A 21135-nucleotide genomic window follows, 5' to 3' on the forward strand; every position below is an offset into this window, starting at 1 on the left:
AGGAATCGGAGAAGCTCCCTCACAGGATGTGGGGGAGCTTCTTATGAACACCACTACCTGATCAGAGAAGAGGAACTGTAATGGCATGGTCATTTTTCAGAAAGTCGTTTTTCGAGTTCACTTTGACTTCCATAGGTATACTGCTTATTGGTTCACTGCCGTATTTATTTTTTAACATCCGATCCCAGATGGATGTGCTACTCATGATTGAACGGAACGAGTTGGATAATACACTTTTTCTACATGATACGATTGTCTTGAACTTTCAGGAATACGTCGGGCACATATGGAGTACGGCCCAGCTTCTGCTGGACGGTGGTTCGGCTGTATATTACCATCAAGGCCGCTACTTTCCACTTTTTCCAGAGCTGTTCGACTTGTTCATAAAGTCGATGTTTTATCTAGTATCAGGACTTGCTCTCGGTCTGGTGGCTGCCGTTGGATTTGCGGTTGTGATCATGGTTCAATCCAGTAAACGACGGTCGTTTCCGAAAATGGTTGTGTTCGTCCTGGAATCTCTCCCGGATATCTTCATCATCCTTGTTTTACAATGGTTGATCGTGTGGGTCTATAAGAAGACAAATATTCTGCTGTTTGATATCACCAGTACCTTTGATGGTGATCCTGTCCTGCTGCCGATTCTCGTGTTGTCGATTCTTCCCGGCATTTATATAACCAAATATCTGTTGGTGACTTTTGAGTTGGAGGAGGAACAGCCCTATGTAACGCTGGCCAGAAGTAAAGGGTTGAGCAGGTGGAGGATCCTGATCATACATATGTTTCGAAATGCCTGGCTGACGTTGTTCAATCATTTTAAAAATATATTCACTTTCGCTTTAGCCAATCTTCTGATGCTTGAAATTATCTTTGATATCGATGGATTCATGACATTTTTATACGAGCACAGTGTGCTGAATCCGGAAATTCTGACCTTCAGCTTATTTCTGGTATTTATCCCTTTCTTCTTGGTATTCATTGTCATCCAATGGGGCCTGGAGTCCAGATTTTTGAAGGGGGGAGGCAGCCATGACTAATGCCCGCCGGTGGATGGTGGTGATCGGTTCTGTTTATCTTCTTATTTTATTGGCAGCCAGTTTCAGTTACACGCTTTTGATTGAACCGGGACAGGCCGATCCGAAAAAATTGTGGCTGGACGAAAATGGAGATTTGAAAGCTGTTGCGCCATTTCCTCCATCGTTTTCCTATCCGCTTGGCAGTGATGCGGATGGGAAGAGCTATTTTATTAAAATCATCGAAGGAGCGAAGTATACGATCGGTCTTTCTGTCATCATTGCGATGGGCAGGGTTTGTTTCTCAGTAGCAGGAGGATATCTTCTGTTTCGCCTGCCACCTTCCATCAAACAATGGTTTAAAGGACTATCCAATGCCCTTCATTATGCACCGGCAACCATCTTTACGTATGTGCTCATTACACCGGTCGTCCTAACATTCAGCTGGAGTTATGACCTGACAACGAAGATTGTCTTCCCGTGTTTGGTGATTATCGCAGTGGGGGTACCGGTGATTTCTATCTATGTGCAGAAGGAAATCGACCTCGCCTACCGTCATGAGTATATTGAAAGCGCCAGAATCATGGGTGCGGGGAAATTCCGTATTTTCAGGAAGCATCTATCTCCGTACTTAAAACCGAAGCTTGCCGTTATGTTTGTTCAGCAGATCGGGCAGTCGCTGATTATTTTTGCCCATCTCGGACTTTTAAGTATTTTTATAGGAGGATCGGACACAAGAGTGATGGAGTATGATGTGAAAACGGGGGAAGCTGTGACAAGATCTTTTTCCATGTCGAACGAGTGGGCGGGGATGATCAGCGAGAACTTTCAATACTTCCGTCCGTTTCCATGGATGGTCCTTGCTCCTGTGACTGCTTTTGCCCTGACCATTCTTGCTGTCAATGTGATCGCCTATGGATTGAAAGGGGAGCGGCCGGCGGAAAGGGTGAAGGATCAGGGAATTCATGAGGAACAGGAGAACGCTTCCTTGGATAAGGAGAAGTTCCGGATGGTGAAGTGAAACCACCCCTGTTCTTTAGCGGCTGGCTTGCTCCCCGCCCTTTTGCCAGTCCGATTCCGAATAGCAGGCCGGACTATAACGTTCGCTTTGTGTAATAGTGGCGGTTAGGCTGAATATATTCGGCGCTCATCTATAAGCCTACTGTTCTCATGAATCTTTCCTATTTTGCGCCCTGGCAACCGCTGATACCAACGTATTTACGTGAAAATCTGCGGTCTGATCAGGATAGGTTTGAACGTCCTGGTTTGTGAAAGGTAGATAGAGAAGGGAAAGGATCATCCCGCAGTTTTGAAAAAGGAGGGTGAAGGTATGAGGCGCCGGACAGAAGCGCGAACGAAGAAGGAAAAGAATAGAGACATCGGCGGCTTTGTTTTTATGATTTTATTGATAGCGGCTCTTCCGCATCTGTATGGAACCTTCAGTATTGCTGTGAATCTCGTTCTTGTATCGTTTGTTTATGGACTGTTGATGCTTCTGATTACTCTTTTTTCAAGGAATTGATCTGTCGTGAAAGTCGTAACTGTGTACCCCTTCCATAAAGAGAGGGAGAAACATTGAAACATCTTCCATCATATGGAATGATAGAAGGGTGCTTTTGTAGAGTGGGAAGGAGATGCCATGAATAAAAATTTTTATTTGCTGTTCTTTCCCAAAAGTGGCAAATGGAAGCTTGAAGCCTCGATTGATGATCGACCGCATGGATTTGTCTTCGTCCACGTTTATAAGAGGGATGAATAAGGAGAAGGAGTTTTTTTATTGAGACGTACATACAGTTTATGGTCGGCAGGGTTGAGTGTATCCGCAGTTCTGCTGATTGTTTTATCCTATGGGGCCGCTCCGGCTGATCCTGAGGGCTTTGGGAAAATCATGATACAAATCTGCTTTTTCGGAGCGCTGGCTTCAGCAGTGGCAAGTCTCGCGCTGAGCTTTCTGGCTTGGAAGAACAAAGAGAGGGGTTTCTTAAAATGGACGGCTCCACTTATCCTTTTGGGGACCCTGCTGGTGTTTCTCGCTCTATTCGTTTTCATGGTTATCAGTTTTTTGTAGTCGGAAGGAGCAGGGGAAATGGAAAAAGAAAGGTTATACAGGAGGACAGCTGCGTCCAGTCTGGTCATCAGTCTGCTCATGTGGGTGCCGAATCTCGTTTTTCAGACAGCCAGCCCTTTATGGCTGCTGACTTTTATTATCGCTCCTATCGGGGCTGCCTTTGCTTTACTTGCAAAAAATTACTGGCTCATAGCAGCGAATATAATCATGTTCTTCAGTTTTTTCATCCTGATGTCGGGTGGCTACTGGATTCAGTCTCTTATAGATGGACAGCCTTGAGCAAGGGGATAAGATATTATCGGTCTAATTCTTGAAAGGGAGCGTTTTCGGTCGGATTACCGGTCACAGTGTACATCCGCTCCTGTAGAGAAGTAACAGCAGAAATAAGACCTTGAATAACGCAGGATATAGAAATATTTATCTTTTGTGAAGGTTACATAACAACTACGGGGAGGTGAAAGGATGTTGATGCAGGTCTTTTTTATGTTTGCTGCATTATCCATCCCAGTTTCAATTTTGTTTGACAAAGAGGCGGTGGGAGTACTGGCGTCCTTGTTTTTTATGCTGGTGGCTGCCTTTTTCAGTAAACCGAGGTTCAGCAAGTAGTTCATATGTAAAAAAGTGAAGCGGATAGTTCTTGAAGCACAAGGAAAAGATGGATGACCTAAACACCCTTATGTTCGTAAGGGTGTTTCTTTTTTGATAAAATGATGTAGTTTGAATTAGGACTAGCCATGGGCACGAACCGCAGGCGTCACCACCGAACGCTCCTCGCGCCGACGCCTGCGGGAAAACAGCTTTACCATATTTGAGCAAAGCTTCGCAGACTCAAAAGAACACTACAGGCTGCGTAACTTCCGCTTGCATGGGGAAGAACATATTCGTGACTAAAGGTTGAGGACAACTCCTTTGGAGACACTAGTAAAAACGCGCTTTTTTCTATGAGAAAATCCTGCTCTAATTGATCAGGATTTTTTTGGAAGTGATTTAAAATCAGATTTACCAGACTGTTATACTTATATATCTATTTGCTAGGGGGAAATGGGGAAATATTCTATAAGTCCTTCTTTGATTAATCGTTTGATTTCAATAGAACCCGGGTAATGCTATTCCAGAAAACTAAAAGGAATGCAAAGGATGGTTCTATGACTAAACGAGTGGAAATACCGACAATATCAATGATTGGTTTATTGGCTCTATCCATTATTTTCGGTTGGTTCAGGTACGGATACGGATTGTTGTTCACTGAATTCAGTGCCACATTTGATCTTTCGGCGTCCCTGCTCGGAGTGATTTCCAGTATGACGTTTATTACGTTTATGGCGGGCGCGCTTATGGTGATTCTTCTTGTATCTAAATTCGGAGCCCGGCCGATGATTTTGGGAGGTATCTTTGCTGCTTCAACGGGTCTTTTGATCGCAGCGCTTACGGACAGCTGGCTCATTTTTGCTGCCGCCTGTCTTTTGGCAGGCTTCAGTCCCGGGTTGACCTGGTCGTCTTTTTCAAAAAGTGTGACCCAGCACGTAGAGGAAAGGGTGCAGGAGCGGACGCTTGCCATCATCAGTACAGGTTCTTCTGTTGGCTTGATCTTTATATCTCTTTTATATTTACTTCTGAACGGGGACTGGCGGATCATCTGGGGCGGGGGTGCCGTGTTCGGTTATTTTATTCTTATATGGGCCTGGCGTTCTGTTCCCGAAAAAAATGCAGAAACTATCGGGTCCCCGATTAAGATGGCGGATCTGCGTCCTCTTTTTACAAAAGAAGCCAATCCCTTTTATATCGCTTCGTTTCTATTTGGCGTAACAGAAGCAACGTACTGGACGTATGCGGCAGATTTCGTCCAGGAAAACTTCTCGATCACAAATGCCAATGCCGTCTTCTTTTTGATTACAGGAATCGCCGGTCTTGCCGGTTTGTGTGCGGGTGACATAATCAGCAGACTGGGCATGCGGATGAGCTTTATCGTGACCATCCTTATTTATTCGTTGAGTATTGCCGTTCTGTATTTGTTTCAGGGCTGGATTCTGGTATGCATTTCAGGTGCTCTGTTCGGGGCTTCCTTTATGCTGTATGCAGCCTACCTGCCGATATGGAGTGCGAAAGTTTTCCCGAATATCCCTGCTCAAGGCTTCAGTATCTGTATTGTCATTTTGAATGTCGGAGCGGTTATCGGTCCGGCGGTCTTCGGCTGGATTCTGGCTTATTCACCGTATGAGCTCATTTTCCTGCTGCTTGGAATCGTTGGATGCCTGAAAGTTTTTGCTCTACCTGTCACTGAAAAAGCGTAAGAAAAGCCCGTCCTGCAGACGGGCTTTTTTTTCGTGAAACAACGTGCATGGCCTTCCTGTATGAACAGTCTCTTTCGTGATACAATACAGGTAGTACCAATTATTGGATGTTTTTGAGGTGAAAAAGAGCCTTGAGTGGCTGAGGCGGTAGATATCATACATATAAAAAAGGGAACGTTTAACAATGAGGATTCGTATGGGAAGAGAATGGGGTCTCCTGCTATTAACTAAGGAGGTGGAAGGATCGTGGATTGGATCGATATCATAGGGTTGTCTGTATTAACCGTTTTGTTTTTATCCATCTATAATTATTTGTTCGAATCCAGAAAGTAAATGTGAAAAATACATAAAAAGGCTCCAGACCATCGGCATGGAGCCTTACTGTTATGCCTCTGCTTTTATAAGCTCATAGTATTTGTATAACGCCTGTGTTCCGTTATTTTCACCACCGGCCTCTGCCAGTTGATCATACAGCTGCTTGGCGAGCTTCAGACCCGGAACGGGAATGTCCAGTTTTTCTGCGGACTCGATGGCAATCTGCATATCCTTAATGAAGTGTTTGACGTAAAACCCGGGGTCGAAGTTACCGTCGATCATCCGCGGACCGAGGTTGGAAAGGGACCAGCTGCCGGCAGCACCGAATTCGATGCTTTTGAGAACGGTTTTCGGGTTGAGGCCGGCTTTCTCTGCGTAAAGGATTGCTTCTGTCACACCCATCATGCCTGAAGCGATGGCAATTTGATTGGACATTTTCGTATGCTGTCCGGCACCGGCTTCTCCTTGAAGGACGATGTTTTCCCCCATGGCTTCGAAGACAGGCTTGATTGATTCAAATGCATCCGCCTCTCCGCCGACCATGATGGTCAGCTTTCCGTTACGCGCACCGACATCACCTCCGGACACAGGAGCGTCAAAGGCGTGAATATCCTTTTCCTTGGCTTTGTTAGCGATCGTCTTCGCTAAGTCAGGAGAGGAAGTTGTCATATCGATGACAGTCGAACCTGGTCCGGCATTATGTAAGAGGCCGTTTTCGCCGAAATATACTTCTTCCACATCCTTGGGATAGCCGACAATTGTAATGATGATGTCGGATGCTGCTGCTAGGGAAGGGATGTCCTCACACCAGCGGGCACCGTCCTCAATAAGTTCGACCGCTTTTTCTTTTGTCCGGGTAAAAAGAGAAAGCGGATACCCGGCCTGCATCAAATTGCGGGCCATGCTTTTTCCCATGACTCCTGTACCGATAAATCCTATCATTGGTTTGTTCATGCGTAACCATCCTTTCCAACAGATTTATATGTAGTATAACAATTCTGAAAATGAAGAGATAGGTAAAGGCTTGGAATGTTTGCTCATAAGAAAGAAGGGAGAGAAACAATGAAGAAAATATTTTTTATCAGTTCAGCGGCCATCATTATTTTGGCAGCGACGGCTTTTCTATTTATATACCAAAGTCATGCAGAAGTGACGGAGAAGACGAATGACTGCTATGACATGGGCGGCCTGCCCAAAATGGAAAAGTCCGGATTCATGGAGAAACATTTTGAATGTAAAGTGGAAACAGAATAAACGTCAAGCAGGAATTCCAGCAGGAGAACGGGAAGATAATGAGTGTAGACCATTATGAATGGAGGCTGACCATGAACTCTACTGTCAAAGGGAATAAGCTTGTCTTGGAACGTGTCTTTCAGGCGCCTGTGGAACTTGTTTTTCAAGCCTATTCGGAACCGGATCGTTTGGAAAAATGGTGGGGTCCGGAAGGCTGGGAGACGAAAGTGAAGACGTTCGAGTTTATGCCGAACGGAGTCTGGCATTATGGAATGACGTGTGTGGATGAAGACATGGGAGAGTTTTATGGGATGCAGTCATGGGGGCTTGGAATCTTCCAGTCTATTGAACCGATGAAAAGGATACAGTATAAGGATATGTTTTCAGACGCGGAAGGCATGGTGAATGAACAGCTTCCGATGATCGACATTGATCTTCGGTTTATTCCGGAAGGGAAAGAAACAAGGCTGGTCATTGAAAGCGAGTTTGAATCTGAAGCCGAACTCCAGAAGCTTTTGGAGATGCAGGTCATTGAAGGGATGACATCCCAGTTCACCTGCCTAGACGAGTATTTGTCTAAAGTGAAGATGCATTAATGAAAAGAGCTTGGAGGAAAACATGACGTTTTCCTCCAAGCTTTTCCTTGTTTCTCCATTAAAATTCCTGATAAACAACTGGGTACTGACCCTGCATCACTCCGGATGATCTGAACCCTGTCACAGGAAGGCGCAGTCCGTCATTCAGTACAATTTCCGGGATGGATAATTCCATATATCGTCACTGTTTGAATAAAGTATGGTTCTTTCTCTATCTGCCACTTCCATTTTATAGTAAACTGGATTTGTCAGAAAATATAAGACTTTGTTTGAAAGACGCTAGTCTGAAGACATGTTAGAATATATGAATAGCAGCATCATAGAGACCTCCCATTTTCATCTGGTTGGATCGACAGACAGGAATCTGTCTGACTGCAAGGAGGACGAAACATGGTTGAAAGCATCGTTGATGTGGATTACAAAGAAGTGATGGAGTATTCGCTCGACCCTTTGATCATTCACACAGATTACAAGATTATCTACATAAATAAGGCAGCTGAAAAGCTGTTTCAAACGACGAAAGAGGAAGTAGCGGGAAGCAGTCCGCTGGATATATTCCAGGAAACGTCCAAAGGGGCCATTCAGAACCGGATTCTTTCGGCTTATGAGAAACCAGCGGATGTGATTGAGGAGACGGTGTACCGGATGGACGGAACGCCTGTGCCTGTCGAATTATACTGCCACCCTGTCAAAATGGGAGAACGCAGAGCCATTCAATCCTATATCCGTGATATTACCGAAAAAAAGGCTATTGAGGAAAAGCATCAGGCAGTCGTGAAGGAGATCAACGAATTATCCGCCACCATCGTACCGATAATGAATGAGACAGCTGTGCTTCCCCTGACAGGGAAAATCGATCAGGAAAAAGCAGGGCAGATTCTGGCCGTCATTCCTGAGAAGGTGCAGAAGCAGAAACTGAATCATTTAATCATTGATTTTTCCGGAATTTATACGTTCGATCGTGTTGTCATCGATTCATTGTTTAAAATCAACCGCGTGCTTTCGCTTCTCGGTGTCAAAACGATTGTTACGGGACTGCGCCCCGGAATGGCCATAGAAGCCGCTCACATGCACATGGACTTATCGGAAATTCCGGCCATGGCGGATGTGAAAGAAGCCCTTTCGTATCTTGGTGTCCATTCGACACAGTGATCATGATTGCGATAGAAAAGCAAAGGACCTTGGTACCATCAGGGTCCTTTTTTCATTGTAAGTATGAAAGGAGGACATACAGTGGAAAAACAAAAACGAACGAACCAACCACCTAAAGGAGTCGTGCGTGGCGTGCTTCTGTTAGGCACCGCTCTCCTCTTATCCATGATTCGTGGAGTGACAGACCTGGATTCAGCTGGACTTGGAGAGGCTTACATGCCTTTGCTGATCGGGGGATTCCTTCTGTTTCTATTACTCAGCCTGTTTCTGCTTTGGAAGATCTACCGCGGGAGGGAGTGGGCCAGAATCACTCATCTCGGATTGTTTACCTTCAGTTTAATCAGCAGTATGGGGGAGACCGTTACGTGGTTCGACTCCGCCCCTTCTTTCTTTTGGTTGTATGTTATGGAGACGCTCCTTGTCATCGGGGGCTTTGTGCTGTTATTTCAGCGGAAGTCGTCCCAATGGTTTATGAAGTAGTAAGGTGAGTCCATCGTCTCATGTTTACCGGTCTCAAAACGTATCGCTTTTGTTTGTCCTTTTCCTCTGCAATAATTACTAGCAGAGAAAAAGGAGGAGGAAAGATAATGACAAACAATGTTCCAACATCTGTACAACCATTATTTGAAAAATTCAATAGTGATCAGCTTGAACTTGCAAACCGGACCGTAATGGCGCCGATGACACGTGGTTTTTCCCCGGGCGGTGTACCGAATGAGGAAGTCGCCGCCTATTACCGCCGCCGTGCGGAAAACCATGTCGGTTTGATTGTCACAGAAGGTACAGGGATCGGTCACCCGGCCTCTGTATCAGGAGAAAACATTCCTCTTTTCTACGGCGAAGAAGCGCTGCAAGGATGGGAAAATGTCGTGAAGGAAGTGCACGAGGCCGGTGGTAAAATCGCGCCGCAGCTCTGGCATGTGGGTATGACCCGGAATGAAGGCGACCTCCCAAATCCGGAAGCTGCTGCAGTCGGTCCGTCCGGTCTGAACCTGGATGGGGAGAAAATCAACGAACCGCTCACAACTGAAGAAGTGGAAGATCTTGTAGAATCCTATGCGGCCGCTGCCGGCCACGCGAAACGTATCGGCTTCGATGCGATTGAAATCCACGGCGCCCACGGCTATTTGATTGACCAGTTTTTCTGGGAGCAGACCAATAAACGTTCAGACCGCTTCGGTGGAGATCTTGTGGGACGTACACAGTTCGCGGTGGAAATCGTGGAAGCCTGCCGCCGTGAAGTTGGTCCGGATTTCCCGATCATTTTCCGTTTCTCCCAATGGAAGATGAATGATTTTCAAGCGAAACTTGTTGAAACATCGGAGGAGCTGGAACAGTTCCTGAACCCGCTCGTTGAAGCCGGTGTGGATATTTTCCACTGCTCCACCCGCCGTTTCTGGGAGCCGGAATTTGAAGGCTCTGACTTGAACCTTGCTGGATGGACGAAGAAAATCACAGGCAAACCGGTCATTTCCGTCGGTTCTGTCGGACTTGATGGTGTGTTCACATCCTTCACCAGCACAGAAACATCAAGCCTTGATGGATTGATGGAGAAACTGAAGAACGATGAATTCGATCTTGTAGCGATCGGTCGTTCCCTGCTTCATGACCCGGCATGGGTGAAGAAGGTGGAAGAAGGTCGTTCCGATGAACTGAAGCCGTTCGATAAAGAAGCTCTTGGTAAACTCTATTAATATAGTAGAAAAGCAGGCATGGAATTTCCGTGCCTGCTTTTTTTGGTTGTCTAGGGTAGAGAAGGATAATAGAGGTGAAGGGGCGAATGGTTTGTATAGGAGTTTTCTAAAATTCTCTTTTGAAGGAGGGAAATCAATGGAAGTGAAGACAGCAGATTTATGTGATGACTATCCGGACAAGCTTCGTATAGCCTCCCCTGGATTAAAAAGCTTTGGTGGAGTAAAAAGCTTTCACGGTCCTATATCAACCGTCCAGGTGAAGGATGACAATGTGCTCGTGAGAAAGGCGCTTGAAACCATCCCTCCAGGAAATGTATTGGTCGTCGACGGCATGGGCTCGCAGAACTGCGCTCTTATGGGAGGGAATCTAGCCGCTATCGCTGAGAAGAGGAACCTTGCTGGTGTCATTATCCACGGGTACATAAGGGATTCGCTCGAAGTGGCGGACACAGACGTCGGCGTTCTTGCTCTCGGTACTTTTCCGTTGAAAAGCAAAAAGGAAGGGAAGGGAGAGGAAAGTATTCCTTTAACTTTTGGAAACGTTGTCTGGCATCCGGGGGATTATGCGTACGTGGATGAAGACGGAGTCGTTCTTGCAGAAGAAAAGCTCCATGATTGATTCATAGGATTGTCCATGTATAAAAAGCTATCATTCTGCCTATCCTTCTAGTAGAAAGGGTGATGGTGATGCAATATATGGAGAAAACGAATCAAGTGATGCTCGAACTGATATCCGGGGAACGCCTGTCATTCGGAAATTTTTCCTATGAAGAAGGTGGATTTACAGACGGAAGAAATACAATTCCTGAATGGGAAGTGCGCCAGTTTGTCCTCAACTATTTCCTGACACTGGAAAACTTGAAAATTAACGCTTAAAGCTGCTGATGAGACTAAACGTTTACAGTTGTAGAGGTACTCCGTGTTTTTCCTGTCCAAGGTAGTCTGAGTCCGTATCCGCAGCCTGCATTTTTGTATGAGCGGAATGTGACCATAAATACAACACGCGGGCAGCTATACGTTTAAAAAAGCTTGAAAACTTCTGATAAGATCAGAAGTTTTTTTGTTTTATAAGAGTTTCCATGTTTGGAAGAGAGACAGATGGGTTAATGGTTCCCATAAAAAGGAAGGGGGCTCACTTATGAAAAAAGTGAAGCTTGGCCGAAGTGAAGTGGAAGCTACCCGCATCGCTCTTGGAACATGGGCCATCGGCGGCACCGGATGGGGCGGGACGAACGAGGACGAATCCATCCAGACGATCCAGGCCGCTTTGAGTAAGGGTATCACGACGATAGATACGGCACCTGCTTATGGGAAAGGGTTGGCCGAGGAGCTTGTAGGAAAAGCCATCGCCTGTTCACACGTTCCAAGAGATGAACTGGTCCTTGCTGCGAAAGGCGGGGTGGATTGGACGAGGGAAAGCAGTTGGCGGGATAGCCGGCCGGATCAACTGGAGAAGGAACTTGCAAACAGCATGAAGCGGCTGCAGACGGATTATCTTGATATTTATCAGGTCCACTGGCCGGATCCGGATTTTCCTATCAAAGAAACGGCAGAAAAGATGCGTTCGTTTTATGAATCCGGCCATATCAGAGCGATTGGTGTGTGCAATTTCAGTCCGGAGCAGATGGACGAGTGGCAGAATTACGCTCCCATCCATACCGCCCAGATGCATTTGAATCTGCTGCAGCGCTATCTCATTGACTGGTTCGAATACAGTCACAATCATGAAATCGCCACCCTTTCCTGGGGATCGCTTGCTCATGGTATGCTGACAGGGAAGTTTGATAAAAATGCTTCTTTTCCGCAAAGTGACCTAAGGAGTCATATTGAGCTCTTTCAAGGGGGACGTTTTCCACAGTTGATTGAAGCTGTAGAATCCTTAGAGGAATTCGCATCTAAACGCGGCCACAGCCTCATTTCATTAGCGGTCCGCTGGCTGCTGGATCATAAGCCAGGCGCCGATGTAGCCTTGTGGGGGGCGCGGAAACCGTCCCAGCTGGAAAGAGTGGAAGAGGTGGATGACTTTCAGCTTTCCCGGGAAGAATTATTGATGATAGATGAAATGTTGTACAGCCACACGCAGGATCTGCGAAATGGATCACTGAAAGAGTACGGTCCACTTGTACGGTCTGAAATATAGGTGGCAATGGATAGAGCAGGAATTTTTATAGTTCTTCCTGCTCTTATTTATGTATACCGAACGGTTTAACTGGATAATTTTTTTCAGATTGCTTATCCTGTACATAGAGAAGAAAAGAGTTGAAGGAGGTCATTCATAAATGAAAGCCATGCAGGTCACAGGTTATGGTGGTATCGAAATGCTTGAAGAAAAAGAGGTGCCTGTTCCAGAACCGAAATCTGGTGAAGTTCTTATTAAGGTGAAAGCGTGTGCCATTAACAACACGGAAATCTGGATGAGAGAAGGGGCATACGGACAGGGCAGCCAATCCGGCTGGCGCCCGGAAGGTGTTCAGTTCCCGAGGACTCCAGGATCGGACATTACGGGTACGGTTGTAAAAACGGGTGATCGGGTGGAACCTTCCCTTGAGGGAGAGAAAGTCGTGTTATTCCCGTTCACATCGAGCGGAGAAGAAGGGCAGGAGCACATCTCAGAGGATATGTCCTTTATAGGCTCAGAATATGACGGGGGATATGCCGAGTATGTCGTCTGGCCGGCTGAACTTTGTATGCCGATGCCGTTGGAGGATTTCACGGAGAGTGCGGTCTTCTCCGTCAGTGGATTAACTGCATGGCATATGGTTGAACAGATTCAAATTAAGCCTGGTGAAAAAGTGATGGTGACGGGAGCCAATGGCGGCGTTGGATCTTTGAATGTCCAGATTGCTTCTCAGGTATTTGGAGCAGAGGTGATTGCTGTTGTGGGAAATCTTGATAAAGCAGAGCAGTTGAAAGAACTGGGTGCTTCTCATGTCGTTTCCTATAAATCTGATAGCCTCGATAAAGATATTCTTGAAGCCGCCGGCGGTCCGATTGATGCTGTGCTTGATGTGGTCGGAGATGCTTTATTCCCGACTTCCCTTCAAGTGTTGAAAAAAGGCGGACGCTTCTGCACATCCGGTTCTGCAGGCGGTCAAAAGACAGAGCTCGATTTCCGTACGCTTTATTTGAAACACATTACGATGTATGGCTCTGTGCTCGGAACAAGAGAGGAATTCAAGAAGATGCTGAAAGCTATATCAGAAGGTAAATTAAAACCCGTCATTGAACGCACCTTTCCGCTTACGGGGGCGAGGGAAGCCCAGCAATTCTTTAAAGAAGCTGGAAAGCTCGGAAAAATTGTCCTGCTTCCGGAAGGAGAATAAGAAGAAAGACCGGACCCATCTGCGGTCCGGTTTTTTTGTTTGTCATAAAGGAGGCTGTCCTTCTATGATAAGATGAAACTAAAACAAAAGGAGGGGGCAAAGCAGCATGAAACAGGTGGTCGTCCTGCTTTTCTTTTTTCTTTTTTTCGGATTAGCGTCAGGGTGCAGTCAAGGGGAGAGCGTAGAAAAGGAGGAGGAAATAACTTTTGCCACCGACGCGCAGGCGGAAGCCTATTTTCTTGACGATCATGCAGAGAGTGATGTGGAAGCTATGCTGACAACGAGCGGGGAGAAATTATGGATTGTACGTTCGGGTAATCACACCTACAGCATCTTCGGATTGAAGGAAAGAAAGGAAGAGTATGCGATCGTGAGGGTTTCCGCTCAATTATCCCTTCATAATACCATCGGAGGAGGAATGGAAGTCTCCTCTCCACATGGAACGGACTACACGGTTTTGCTCGTGAAGAAAGAAAGAAGGAAAGACCTGGCAGGACCAGTTACAGTTACGTATCTTCCTATTTTCAATGGGGAGGCAGAAGCCGCTGTACATAACGGACACATCCTGGATGCGGAGGACGCTCATTCTGGTGAGAGCGCTGTGGAGTCCTCGGAGACGATCCAATAAAGAGCATCTGGAAAGGAAGAGGGGCTTCCGGTCAGAGGCTCTTTTTTCAATGGAATAGAAAGGCGGTTCACCTACTCCATCTGCCGATAAATAGTAGAGAATTGTCGAAGGATGTGATCAGATGATAGGTAGAAGGATGCAAAGTTGCTTTAAGGACATGTTCAGGAGTTTGAGAAGCAGACAGAAAGGCAATAGATTCCCAGACCGTAAGTGTGAAAGTTCAGCACCCAGAGAGGAAAGGAGGCATCAGGAACGGTTTCTGCTGATTACTCTATACATCATGACGGACCCCTGTCGAAGTGAGTCGGCACATTTTTAACAGCAGTTTACAAAATCTGCTTCTCTTCAAGGGGGATGCAGGTTTTTTGTATGTAAATATGACTAGTAATTCCTTTTATTTCCTTGAAAGCGTATAACTTGTGTCGATTTATTAACAATGTCTTGACTCTTCTTTGACAAAATCGTGAACGGTTGTTTGCATTTTTGTAATTTCTGATATAATTTATCAAGCGTTATGATCTATAAGAACAATATAGATTCTTAGTTTCATACTTATATAGGTTGGTTGATAGGAGGGTGAAAACTAATGAAAGCTAAGCATCTTCGCAAAAGATGGTTAGGGCTGCTTCCACTTGGATTGATTTTGTTCCTTAGTGGGTGTGGGCAGCTTGAGATGACAGTGCTCGATCCCAAGGGGCCTGCAGCAGAAAGTCAATATGAACTGATAAAATATTCTCTTTGGTTTATGTTAGGCATCATCGTTGTCGTATTCGCTCTTTTTGCGTTCATGGTCATTAAATATCGTGAAAATCGTCCCGGACGTAAAGAAAGCGATTATGCTCCGAATCTGCACGGCAATACCACGATTGAGATTATCTGGACTGTCATTCCGTTAATCATCGTAATTCTACTGTCGATTCCGACAGTGACAACATTGTTTGATCTGGAGAAACCCGCAGAGCCTGCAGAAGGGGAAGAGGCCAAGGAGCCGCTTGTCATTCATGCAACAACAGCCGACTGGAAATGGTTCTTCAGCTACCCTGAAGAAGACATTGAGACAGTCAACTATCTGCACATTCCGGTGGATCGTCCGATCGAATTCCATCTGACATCCGCGGATTCCATGACAGCGTTGTGGATTCCTGCTCTAGGCGGGCAGAAATACAACATGGCTGGAATGATGAACATTCTTTACCTGGAAGCCGACGAAGAAGGCGTTTATGACGGACGTAACTCCAACTTCAACGGCGAAGGGTTCGCTGCTCAGACGTTCAAAGTTCATGCAGAACCTGAAGAAGACTTTAACAGCTGGGTCAGTGACATCCAGAACGAAGCCCCTGAACTTTCGAAAGAACAGTACGAGGAGCTTCTGAAGCCAGGCTTGACGGAAAAGGATGAATATTCGTCCACACACCTGGAGTACTATGATCATGGTACTCATGAGGGAATGGGCTTTGTAGCCGAAAACTATGCAGAACTCTTTAAAGAGAAACTGCACCTGGATGAAATTGAAAAACAAGAAGAATTTCAATAGAACGTTAAGAAAGCAGGTGAAAACATGGGCATTACAGATATATTAGTCACCGGTGAGCCGATTATATATGCCGCCATGGTATCCATAGCGCTTGTATCCATCGCCATTCCTGTCCTATTAACTTACTTTAAGAAGTGGGGCTGGCTCTGGCGTGAATGGCTGACGACCGTTGACCACAAAAAAATCGGTGTCATGTACATTCTCAGTGCATTGCTGATGTTATTCCGCGGCGGCATGGACGCTCTGATGATGCGTGTCCAGCTCGCTTTTCCGGATTTGGGATTCCTGGATTCCCAGCACTATAACGAAATTTTCACAACGCACGGAACGGTCATGATCATCTTCATGGCGATGCCGTTCCTGATCGGATTGATGAACATTATTGTTCCATTGCAGATCGGAGCCCGTGACTTCGCGTTTCCTTGGTTGAACGCCATGAGTTTCTGGTCCTTCTTCATTGGAGCGATGCTTTTCAATATTTCCTTCGTCATCGGTGGATCACCAGATGCCGGATGGACAAGCTACACACCACTTTCCGGTGCTGCCTTAAGCCCTGGACCGGGTCAGAACTTCTACCTGATGGGTCTTCAACTATCCGGTATTGGTACACTGGCAACGGGGATTAACTTGATGGTAACCATCCTTAAGATGCGTGCTCCTGGAATGAAGTTGTTCCATATGCCGATCTTTACATGGTCCACTCTTGTGACATGTTTCATTATCGTATTTGCGTTTCCGATCCTGACCGTTGCGCTTGCACTTCTTACGATCGATCGTATCTTCGGAGCTCACTTCTTCACGCTGACAGCGGAGGGACTTCCGATGATGTGGGCCAACTTGTTCTGGATGTGGGGACACCCTGAGGTTTATATCGTTATCCTTCCGGCTTTCGGTATCTTCTCGGAAATCATTGCCACATTCGCTAAAAAGCGTTTGTTTGGTTATCACGCGATGGTCTGGTCAATGATCATCATTGCTCTGTTAAGTTTCCTTGTATGGGTGCACCACTTCTTTACAATGGGAGCCGGAGCGTTTGTTAACTCTGTATTCTCTATATCTACGATGCTGATCGCAGTGCCGACAGGGGTTAAAATCTTTAACTGGCTTGCGACACTCTATAAATCGAAAATCGAGTTTACGGTTCCGATGCTTTGGTCTCTGGCCTTTATTCCGAGTTTCATTCTCGGCGGGGTTACAGGGGTTATGCTCGGAATGGCCGCAGCGGACTATCAGTTCCATAACTCGTACTTCCTTGTTGCACACTTCCACTATGTGCTGATTGCGGGTACAGTCTTTGCCTGCTTCGCAGGTCTTGTATTCTGGTATCCGAAGATGTTCGGTCACAAGATGAACGAACGACTTGGAAAATGGGCATTCTGGATCTTCTTCTTTGGATTCCACGTCTGCTTCTTCCCGCAGTACTTCCTTGGTCTTGACGGAATGCCGCGCCGCCTGTTCATTACGAACGTCGTCGAGTGGCTGCCGTTGAACGTCATTTCCACAGTTGGAGCATTCGGAATGGGACTTGGTTTCATTGTATTTGTCTACAACGTCTACTACAGCTTCCGTCATGCGGAACGCGAAAAAACAGGAGATTCCTGGAACGGGAACGGCCGTACGCTCGAATGGGCGACAACGACGCCGGTACCATTCTACAACTTCGCTACCGTGCCTTACGTGGATGAAATCGATCCTTACGTACGCATGAAAGAAGAAGGTAAGACAACCTATGACGAATCGCAGCTGAAGCCGATTCACATGCCGAGCTACAAAGCAACGCCGATTATTATGATGGCATTCCTCGGTCTTGCAAGTTTCGGTCTCGTGTTCGAATGGATGCCTGTAGCCATCTTTGGACTGATCGGTGGAGTCGCTGTTATGATTCTCCGTTCCTTCGACTATGATGACGGCTATTACGTATCTGTAGAAGAAATCAAACGCATTGAGCGAAAAGCAAGGGGGTTATGATATGGCTGCTGAAGAACTGAAAACCGGACCATTGGAATACCGGACTCAGGAAGGACGCATGACCATTCTTGGCTTCTGGATATTCCTTGCCGCAGAAGTTGTCCTGTTTGCGACACTTTTTGCGACGTATGCCGTGTTGTACGGCCGCACAGCGGATGCGCCGACACCAATGGAACTATTTGAGCCGGGCATTGTCCTTGTCATGACCTTCCTGCTTCTAACGAGTAGTTTTACGTGCGGTCTGGCCATTCACCAGATGCGCAGAGGGAATGTCAAAGGCCTGATGACGTGGATGATCGTCACACTTGCGCTTGGCTTTGGATTCCTTGGCTTTGAAATTTACGAGTTTGTACACTATGTGCATGAAGGAGCCAGCTTAACGTCCAGTGCTTACTGGTCTGGATTCTTCGTCCTTGCCGGAACGCACGGGCTTCACGTAACGCTCGGTACCGGCTGGGCCATCCTGCTGCTCATCCAGATTGCAAGACGCGGTCTGACGAACGTAACGAGCCGCAAATTCTTTATCATCAGTCTTTACTGGCACTTCCTTGATGTTATCTGGATCTTCATTTTCACATGCGTATACCTCATAGGGATGGTGATCTAAGATGGCAAAAACAGATAAGAAAGTACCTATGAATCACGTTATCGGTTTTGCATTGTCCCTCATTATGACACTGCTTGCTGCCTGGGCGGCCATTCAATCCGACCTGCCTGTCACTTGGGTGATCGTGTTCATCATGGTTCTCGCGTTACTACAAGCGGGCGTCCAGTTGTTCATGTTCATGCACATGACTGAAAAGGAAAGCGGTGGTGGTGCGGTTCCATGGAACATGATGTTCCACGGATTCGCTCTTGCGGCTATCCTTGTAGCCGGTTCACTCTTTACAATGTCATTCGGGTTTGACCACGGCGATCATGGCGATCACGGGGGAGAGCACGAAGAACACATGGAGATGGATGATAGTGAAGGAGACCACAGCGGTCACTAAAATACACGTGCGGGGGTGAGAAGGAATGGAAAAGAGAGATGAGATCAATCAGGAAGAAGCCAGGGTCAGCCATTGGCCCTGGAAGGACCTGGTTGGGTTTATCCTATGTATTGCATTAACAGCATTTTCACTGACAGCGGTTCTGTATTCCTCTTACCAGCCCACCTATGTATTTATGATTCTGACCGGACTGGCGTTTACACAGGCGATGATTCAGCTTGTGAAGCTCCAGCCCGGGCAATAAAAAAAAGACACGCCACTTCCTGACGTATCAGGAAGGGAGCGTGTCTTTTTCTTTGGCGAGATTTGCCTGATATCCGGGGCTTTGTTCAACCGTAGCAATGATGAACAGGATCCAGGCGATTTGTGATCCGATCAGACCCGCGTAAAACATGGACCACGTAACGGAAAAGGCTGCGGGAGCCGTGTATAGGATGATTTGGAAGTAGTACACCCACATCCCGACAAGCAGGACGGATTGGGCAACTGCAAGAGCCGGCTTTTTCAACTGTAAGAATAAAAATGGCGTAACGGTAGACAATAGAAGGAACATGACTAAGACACCCACGATATTCATCTCCTTTTCATTCTGTAAATGTTGAAAACGTTTTCTTTATATTTACATTGTAACAGAAAGTTCTCATTTTGGACACAAAATGTTCGAATTTATTTCAAAAAAAGGCTTGCGCCCTTATTATACGGTGGATGGAAAGGATTTATACATGGAGTATTAGTGACAAAAAGCAGAAAAGCCGCCGGGGATATCCACGGCGGCTTTGTTTTCCGATGGTATCCACCGGAAGGGTTTTATTCAAACAGATCCCAAATATCGTCTTCCACTTTTTCACTGACAGCACCAGGGCCGCCGAGAATGGTGAACATGAATGTTTCATTCTGCTCCACATAAGCTTTGACGGTTGGATCGAGCTTAGTTTTTGGAGTGAGCAGAAGAGGTGTGCCATAAGAAAGGACAGAGCCTGATAATGCATCAGCGAAGTGATCCCCTGTAGCGATGGTCACTTGGAACGGATCAAGGTCAAAATAGTCAGCAATGGCCACCGAAGTATCGTAGCGGTTTTTACCGGATATACGATCAGGATCAGGAAGCTGCTTGAACACTTTTGAACCGACTGCACCTGTGCCGCCGACGACAAAAGAAGTGTCATAAGATTTCAGCGCTTCAGCCGTCGCCATAGGAAGAGTGCCTTTTTCCGTTAATAAAATCGGCATCATGTACATCGAAGCTACCGGTCCCATAGCGAGAGCATCAGGGAAATTACGGCCGTAGGCAACAATGACTTCATCTGTTGGAGGAAGTTCATCAGCGATGGCAGCTGCTGTCGCATACCGGTCTTTGCCCGCAATACGGTCGACTTCAATACCAAGCTGCTTCAAGGATTTTTCTACCTGTGTAGAAACCGCTCCCGTTCCTCCAAGGATGGTCACAGATCTCGCATTCAGCAATTGGAGCGTGGATTTCGAAATGTCAGGAAGGCTGTTCTGCTTTGTTAACAGGATTGGAGCCGCATACATAGATGCCAAAGGTGATCCGGCCAAAGCGTCCGGGAAATCCTGTCCAGTCGCAAGGAAAACGTGCTCGACCGGGTAGCCGCCGCTGCTTCTGGCTGCAATGAACGCAGAGGTTTCATACCGGTCCTTTCCGGCGATGCGCTCGATGTAAGGCTCTTCTTCATACACGTAAGAATAAAGGTAGTACATTTCCCCGCTGTTCACATTTTTCAGGTCGGAAGCCTCCAGGTAATAGGTGCCTGGCTTCAGGTAATAATCTCCGAAGTATCCGAATTCATCAGTCAGTTCATCAAAAACTTCCACTTTCTTTTGTTTTTCATCGTAAACAGTGATGCTCAAATCCATCTTTGTTTCTTCCTCTGTATGAATAGAAATGCCGATGTTTACTTCTTCATCGCCGTCAATAGTCAGCTTATAAAGGTCTTTGTCTTTGTTTGTGAATGTCCCGGTGACAAGATCATCCGTGGAGATCTTATTGGCCTGGGTAAAGGTATTATTGGGTTCCTTTTCTTCGATAAAACCCCAATCCTCATTATTTGTACCAAGAAGCCGGATTTCATTAAGGTTCGGTTTTTCAACCTCCGCCCCCTTCTTCGATGTATCCACCGCTGCTTCTGCTGAAGGAGCGAATAGTGTGGCTGCAAGTAATAGTGCTGCTGACAATCCCCATGTTTTTTTCAATTCGTTCGTTTCTCCTCTGCCCCATTTTATTCGTGCTTTTTGTACAGGTCACTCAAGCTCCATCGTTCCAGGCTTCACCTTCCATTTCTTAACACTAAGAGGATTATATAGGAATAGATA

At 46.3% G+C, this 21135-nt stretch carries 25 protein-coding genes; 22 read left to right on the plus strand and 3 right to left on the minus strand.

The features are described 5' to 3' along the window. Window positions 1-80: 80 nt before the first annotated feature. From H615_RS21760 to H615_RS0102860, 7 genes are all read left to right on the plus strand, one after another. The gene (locus tag H615_RS21760; RefSeq protein ID WP_051254569.1) at window positions 81-1034 is read left to right on the plus strand and encodes an ABC transporter permease subunit; all 954 of its coding nucleotides are present in this window, start codon (window positions 81-83) and stop codon (window positions 1032-1034) included. Beyond that, window positions 1027-2031 carry an ABC transporter permease subunit gene (locus tag H615_RS0102830; RefSeq protein ID WP_027953730.1) on the plus strand — a complete coding sequence of 335 codons (1005 nt, stop codon included), beginning with the start codon at window positions 1027-1029 and terminating at the stop codon, window positions 2029-2031. The genes H615_RS21760 and H615_RS0102830 overlap by 8 nt, the downstream gene beginning before the upstream one ends. 309 nt (window positions 2032-2340) lie before the next feature. Then, the gene (locus H615_RS0102835; protein WP_027953731.1) at window positions 2341-2532 is read left to right on the plus strand and encodes a hypothetical protein; all 192 of its coding nucleotides are present in this window, start codon (window positions 2341-2343) and stop codon (window positions 2530-2532) included. Window positions 2533-2787: 255 nt separating this feature from the next. After that, window positions 2788-3078, plus strand: coding sequence for a hypothetical protein (locus H615_RS0102845; protein WP_027953732.1), 291 nt, complete (start codon window positions 2788-2790; stop codon window positions 3076-3078). A gap of 18 nt (window positions 3079-3096) precedes the next feature. Then, window positions 3097-3357: a hypothetical protein gene (locus tag H615_RS0102850; protein ID WP_027953733.1), complete on the plus strand. Its 261-nt coding sequence runs from the start codon at window positions 3097-3099 to the stop codon at window positions 3355-3357. Between the two features lie 183 nt (window positions 3358-3540). Then, window positions 3541-3684, plus strand: coding sequence for a hypothetical protein (locus H615_RS22510; RefSeq protein ID WP_169516179.1), 144 nt, complete (start codon window positions 3541-3543; stop codon window positions 3682-3684). Between the two features lie 539 nt (window positions 3685-4223). Next, the gene (locus tag H615_RS0102860; RefSeq protein ID WP_027953734.1) at window positions 4224-5369 is read left to right on the plus strand and encodes an MFS transporter; all 1146 of its coding nucleotides are present in this window, start codon (window positions 4224-4226) and stop codon (window positions 5367-5369) included. A gap of 384 nt (window positions 5370-5753) precedes the next feature. Here H615_RS0102860 and H615_RS0102865 read toward each other — a convergent pair whose 3' ends face one another. Beyond that, window positions 5754-6638 carry an NAD(P)-dependent oxidoreductase gene (locus H615_RS0102865; protein ID WP_027953735.1) on the minus strand — a complete coding sequence of 295 codons (885 nt, stop codon included), beginning with the start codon at window positions 6636-6638 and terminating at the stop codon, window positions 5754-5756. Between the two features lie 108 nt (window positions 6639-6746). Between H615_RS0102865 and H615_RS0102870 the strand changes: the two genes are divergently transcribed. The 15 genes from H615_RS0102870 (at window position 6747) to H615_RS0102945 (ending at window position 19048) form a co-directional block, all read left to right on the plus strand. Then, on the plus strand, window positions 6747-6938 hold the full coding sequence (locus tag H615_RS0102870; RefSeq protein ID WP_156896421.1) for a hypothetical protein: 192 nt from the start codon (window positions 6747-6749) through the stop codon (window positions 6936-6938). A 38-nt stretch (window positions 6939-6976) separates the two neighbouring features. After that, complete coding sequence (locus H615_RS0102875) at window positions 6977-7513, plus strand: SRPBCC family protein (protein ID WP_051254570.1); 537 nt, start codon at window positions 6977-6979, stop codon at window positions 7511-7513. A gap of 390 nt (window positions 7514-7903) precedes the next feature. Continuing rightward, entirely contained in the window at window positions 7904-8665 is a 762-nt protein-coding gene (locus tag H615_RS0102885) for a PAS domain S-box protein (RefSeq protein WP_027953738.1), read from the plus strand. Between the two features lie 81 nt (window positions 8666-8746). Continuing rightward, window positions 8747-9145, plus strand: a complete 399-nt coding sequence (locus H615_RS0102890) for a hypothetical protein (protein ID WP_027953739.1) — start codon at window positions 8747-8749, stop codon at window positions 9143-9145. Window positions 9146-9252: 107 nt separating this feature from the next. Then, complete coding sequence (locus H615_RS0102895) at window positions 9253-10359, plus strand: NADH:flavin oxidoreductase (RefSeq protein ID WP_027953740.1); 1107 nt, start codon at window positions 9253-9255, stop codon at window positions 10357-10359. A 136-nt stretch (window positions 10360-10495) separates the two neighbouring features. After that, window positions 10496-10978, plus strand: coding sequence for a ribonuclease E activity regulator RraA (rraA, locus tag H615_RS0102900; RefSeq protein WP_027953741.1), 483 nt, complete (start codon window positions 10496-10498; stop codon window positions 10976-10978). Window positions 10979-11055: 77 nt separating this feature from the next. Further along, on the plus strand, window positions 11056-11235 hold the full coding sequence (locus H615_RS0102905) for a hypothetical protein (RefSeq protein ID WP_156896422.1): 180 nt from the start codon (window positions 11056-11058) through the stop codon (window positions 11233-11235). A 262-nt stretch (window positions 11236-11497) separates the two neighbouring features. Further along, window positions 11498-12499 (plus strand): aldo/keto reductase, encoded by a 1002-nt coding sequence (locus H615_RS20775; protein WP_084162962.1) that lies wholly within the window; start codon window positions 11498-11500, stop codon window positions 12497-12499. Window positions 12500-12638: 139 nt separating this feature from the next. Next, window positions 12639-13682, plus strand: coding sequence for a zinc-binding dehydrogenase (locus H615_RS0102915; RefSeq protein WP_027953743.1), 1044 nt, complete (start codon window positions 12639-12641; stop codon window positions 13680-13682). Between the two features lie 106 nt (window positions 13683-13788). Then, a complete protein-coding gene (locus H615_RS0102920; RefSeq protein WP_027953744.1) occupies window positions 13789-14310 on the plus strand; it encodes a hypothetical protein in 522 nt (173 codons plus the stop codon). Between the two features lie 586 nt (window positions 14311-14896). Further along, the gene (gene qoxA / locus H615_RS0102925; protein WP_027953745.1) at window positions 14897-15844 is read left to right on the plus strand and encodes a cytochrome aa3 quinol oxidase subunit II; all 948 of its coding nucleotides are present in this window, start codon (window positions 14897-14899) and stop codon (window positions 15842-15844) included. A gap of 24 nt (window positions 15845-15868) precedes the next feature. Beyond that, window positions 15869-17812 carry a cytochrome aa3 quinol oxidase subunit I gene (gene qoxB, locus H615_RS0102930; protein WP_027953746.1) on the plus strand — a complete coding sequence of 648 codons (1944 nt, stop codon included), beginning with the start codon at window positions 15869-15871 and terminating at the stop codon, window positions 17810-17812. Window position 17813: 1 nt separating this feature from the next. After that, window positions 17814-18419 carry a cytochrome aa3 quinol oxidase subunit III gene (gene qoxC / locus H615_RS0102935; RefSeq protein WP_027953747.1) on the plus strand — a complete coding sequence of 202 codons (606 nt, stop codon included), beginning with the start codon at window positions 17814-17816 and terminating at the stop codon, window positions 18417-18419. A gap of 1 nt (window position 18420) precedes the next feature. Beyond that, window positions 18421-18804, plus strand: coding sequence for a cytochrome aa3 quinol oxidase subunit IV (qoxD, locus tag H615_RS0102940; protein ID WP_027953748.1), 384 nt, complete (start codon window positions 18421-18423; stop codon window positions 18802-18804). A gap of 25 nt (window positions 18805-18829) precedes the next feature. Then, on the plus strand, window positions 18830-19048 hold the full coding sequence (locus H615_RS0102945; RefSeq protein ID WP_027953749.1) for a cytochrome C oxidase subunit IV family protein: 219 nt from the start codon (window positions 18830-18832) through the stop codon (window positions 19046-19048). A gap of 27 nt (window positions 19049-19075) precedes the next feature. On the opposite strand, the gene H615_RS0102950 is transcribed toward H615_RS0102945, so the two are convergent. Then, entirely contained in the window at window positions 19076-19372 is a 297-nt protein-coding gene (locus tag H615_RS0102950) for a hypothetical protein (protein WP_027953750.1), read from the minus strand. A gap of 239 nt (window positions 19373-19611) precedes the next feature. Next, window positions 19612-21015: a cell wall-binding repeat-containing protein gene (locus tag H615_RS21765; RefSeq protein WP_051254571.1), complete on the minus strand. Its 1404-nt coding sequence runs from the start codon at window positions 21013-21015 to the stop codon at window positions 19612-19614. Between the last annotated feature and the right edge of the window lie 120 nt (window positions 21016-21135).

The sequence above is a fragment of the Halobacillus kuroshimensis DSM 18393 genome (genome assembly GCF_000425705.1).
In the GTDB taxonomy this organism is placed as follows: domain Bacteria; phylum Bacillota; class Bacilli; order Bacillales; family Halobacillaceae; genus Halobacillus; species Halobacillus kuroshimensis.

Bases quoted from the DNA above. Each gene is read 5' to 3' on its own strand.
- H615_RS21760 (WP_051254569.1), top strand. From the start codon at position 81: ATGGCATGGTCATTTTTCAGAAAGTCGTTTTTCGAGTTCACTTTGACT.
- H615_RS0102830 (WP_027953730.1), top strand. From the start codon at position 1,027: ATGACTAATGCCCGCCGGTGGATGGTGGTGATCGGTTCTGTTTATCTT.
- H615_RS0102835 (WP_027953731.1), top strand. From the start codon at position 2,341: ATGAGGCGCCGGACAGAAGCGCGAACGAAGAAGGAAAAGAATAGAGAC.
- H615_RS0102850 (WP_027953733.1), top strand. From the start codon at position 3,097: ATGGAAAAAGAAAGGTTATACAGGAGGACAGCTGCGTCCAGTCTGGTC.
- H615_RS22510 (WP_169516179.1), top strand. From the start codon at position 3,541: ATGTTGATGCAGGTCTTTTTTATGTTTGCTGCATTATCCATCCCAGTT.
- H615_RS0102860 (WP_027953734.1), top strand. From the start codon at position 4,224: ATGACTAAACGAGTGGAAATACCGACAATATCAATGATTGGTTTATTG.
- H615_RS0102865 (WP_027953735.1), bottom strand. From the start codon at position 6,638: ATGAACAAACCAATGATAGGATTTATCGGTACAGGAGTCATGGGAAAA.
- H615_RS0102870 (WP_156896421.1), top strand. From the start codon at position 6,747: ATGAAGAAAATATTTTTTATCAGTTCAGCGGCCATCATTATTTTGGCA.
- H615_RS0102875 (WP_051254570.1), top strand. From the start codon at position 6,977: ATGAGTGTAGACCATTATGAATGGAGGCTGACCATGAACTCTACTGTC.
- H615_RS0102885 (WP_027953738.1), top strand. From the start codon at position 7,904: ATGGTTGAAAGCATCGTTGATGTGGATTACAAAGAAGTGATGGAGTAT.
- H615_RS0102895 (WP_027953740.1), top strand. From the start codon at position 9,253: ATGACAAACAATGTTCCAACATCTGTACAACCATTATTTGAAAAATTC.
- rraA (WP_027953741.1), top strand. From the start codon at position 10,496: ATGGAAGTGAAGACAGCAGATTTATGTGATGACTATCCGGACAAGCTT.
- H615_RS0102905 (WP_156896422.1), top strand. From the start codon at position 11,056: ATGGAGAAAACGAATCAAGTGATGCTCGAACTGATATCCGGGGAACGC.
- H615_RS20775 (WP_084162962.1), top strand. From the start codon at position 11,498: ATGAAAAAAGTGAAGCTTGGCCGAAGTGAAGTGGAAGCTACCCGCATC.
- H615_RS0102915 (WP_027953743.1), top strand. From the start codon at position 12,639: ATGAAAGCCATGCAGGTCACAGGTTATGGTGGTATCGAAATGCTTGAA.
- H615_RS0102920 (WP_027953744.1), top strand. From the start codon at position 13,789: ATGAAACAGGTGGTCGTCCTGCTTTTCTTTTTTCTTTTTTTCGGATTA.
- qoxA (WP_027953745.1), top strand. From the start codon at position 14,897: ATGAAAGCTAAGCATCTTCGCAAAAGATGGTTAGGGCTGCTTCCACTT.
- qoxB (WP_027953746.1), top strand. From the start codon at position 15,869: ATGGGCATTACAGATATATTAGTCACCGGTGAGCCGATTATATATGCC.
- qoxC (WP_027953747.1), top strand. From the start codon at position 17,814: ATGGCTGCTGAAGAACTGAAAACCGGACCATTGGAATACCGGACTCAG.
- qoxD (WP_027953748.1), top strand. From the start codon at position 18,421: ATGGCAAAAACAGATAAGAAAGTACCTATGAATCACGTTATCGGTTTT.
- H615_RS0102945 (WP_027953749.1), top strand. From the start codon at position 18,830: ATGGAAAAGAGAGATGAGATCAATCAGGAAGAAGCCAGGGTCAGCCAT.